This is a genomic window from Microbacterium azadirachtae (genome assembly GCF_000956545.1).
In the GTDB taxonomy this organism is placed as follows: Bacteria; Actinomycetota; Actinomycetes; order Actinomycetales; family Microbacteriaceae; genus Microbacterium; species Microbacterium azadirachtae.
The window spans coordinates 1-1,844 of the sequence record NZ_JYIT01000016.1; the positions used below are offsets into that span (position 1 = coordinate 1).

Annotated in this window: 2 protein-coding genes and 1 pseudogene; 1 reads left to right on the forward strand and 2 read right to left on the reverse strand. The window is 72.2% G+C overall.

The features are described from left to right. Nucleotides 1-133: 133 nt before the first annotated feature. Nucleotides 134-730, reverse strand: a complete 597-nt coding sequence (locus RL72_RS00115; RefSeq protein ID WP_045248769.1) for a TetR/AcrR family transcriptional regulator — start codon at nt 728-730, stop codon at nt 134-136. A 69-nt stretch (nt 731-799) separates the two neighbouring features. On the opposite strand from RL72_RS00115, the gene RL72_RS00120 reads away from it, so the two are divergent. Beyond that, a complete protein-coding gene (locus tag RL72_RS00120; protein ID WP_082071860.1) occupies nt 800-1,756 on the forward strand; it encodes an agmatine deiminase family protein in 957 nt (318 codons plus the stop codon). Here RL72_RS00120 and RL72_RS20315 read toward each other — a convergent pair. Further along, nucleotides 1,740-1,844: pseudogene (locus RL72_RS20315) on the reverse strand (agmatine deiminase family protein); the annotation flags it as partial. The gene RL72_RS00120 and the pseudogene RL72_RS20315 sit on opposite strands and share 17 nt — an antisense overlap.

Genomic DNA, 1,844 nt, shown 5'->3' on the forward strand with positions numbered 1-1,844 from the left:
CCCGCAGGGTTTCCCCATCCCGCTCGCTGGTCGCGGATTGCGATTCTAGACGTCGAACACCCGCGATCCGCGACCAGCGAGCGGGATGGGGAAACCCTGCGGGGACGGGATGCAGGGCAGGCGCAGCGCGCCGTCAGCCCAGGACTGCGGCGACGGTCCGCCGCGCGAGGCCGGTGCGGTCCTCCGGCGCCCACTTCACCAGCGAGTGCGCGCTCATGCCGTCCACCGTGGCGAGCAGCAGCCACGCCGCGCCTTCCGCCTGCGTCGGGGTGATCTCGCCCGCGGCGACGCCCTCGGCGACGACCGCCTCGAGATCCTGCTGCCAGCTGTCCATCTCGCGCCGTACCCGGGAGGCGAGCTCCTCGTTGCGGGCGCCGGCGGCCCACGCCTGCACCCAGACCAGGGTGACGTCGTCGCGGTCGCCGTCGAGCAGGGTCTCGACGATCCGGGTGATGCGCGATCGCAGGCCCGCCTCCGCCCGCCCGGCCGTCATGACCTCCTCGCGCTCGGCGCCGACGATCGCACCGAACACATCGGCCACGAACGCGTCCATGCTCGGGCGGTAGTGGGCGACCAGCGCGGGCGTGACGCCGGCGGCAGCCGCCACGGTGCGTACGGTGAGTCCCGCGATCCCGCTCCGCCGTGCGAGCGCGACGGCCGCGTCGAGGATCGCCCGCTCGCGCTGCTCCGGCGGCATCCGCTTCGGGCGAGGGCTTGACGAGGTGCTCATGAGGCTATACCGTATCGCTAGTTGGTCACTTGTTCAATAAGTGCCGCGAACCCGATCCAAGGAGCACCGATGCCCTGGCAGATGCCCAGCGAGACCGCCCGCCACGACCGCGTCTGGATGGCCTTCCCCGCCGAAGGCGAGACCCTCGGCGACACCGACGCCCTGCGCGAGGAGGGCTACGCGACCTGGACCGCGGTGGCGCACGCCGTCTCCGCGTTCACGCCGGTGACCATCCTGGTGGATCCGAGCGAGCTGAGCCGCGCCCGCCGCATGCTCTCCTCGGACGTCACGATCCTGGAGGCGCCCGTCGACGAGTTCTGGATGCGCGACTCGGGTCCGACCTTCGTCGTCGATCCCGAGCGACCCGGTGTGCTCGGCGCGGTCGACTGGGTGTTCAACGGCTGGGGCGCCCCCGCCTGGGCGAGCTGGAAGCACGCGGCGCAGCACGCGCGCATCATCGCCGCCGAAGTCGGGGCCGAGCTCGTGAGCTCCGCACTCGTCAACGAGGGCGGCGGGATCCACGTCGACGGCGAGGGCACGGTCCTGCTGACCGAGACGGTGCAGCTCGACCCGCGCCGCAACCCGTACCTCGACCGACAGCGCGTCGAGGCCGAGATGCTCCGCACGATCGGCGCCACGAAGGCGGTCTGGCTGCCCCGCGGCCTCACCCGCGACTACGACGAATTCGGCACGAACGGCCACGTCGACATCGTCGCCGCCATCGCCTCCCCCGGCCGGGTCCTCCTGCATGCACAGCAGGATCCCGCCCACCCCGACTTCGAGGTGTCCGCCGCCCTGCGAGAGCACCTCGCCGCGCAGACCGACGCCGCCGGTCGCGCCTTCGAGATCGTCGACCTCCCCGCCCCTGCGACCCTGCGCGACGAGGAGGGCTTCGTCGACTGGAGCTACGTCAACCACCTGGTCACCAACGACGGCGTCGTCGCCTGCGGCTTCGGCGACGAGACCGCCGATGCGCGGGCGCGGGAGATCCTCGCCGACGCGTACCCGGGACGCCGTCGTTGGTGACCAGGTGGTTGACGTAGCTCCAGTCGACGAAGCCCTCCTCGTCGCGCAGGGTCGCAGGGGCGGGGAGGTCGACGATCTCGAAGGCGCG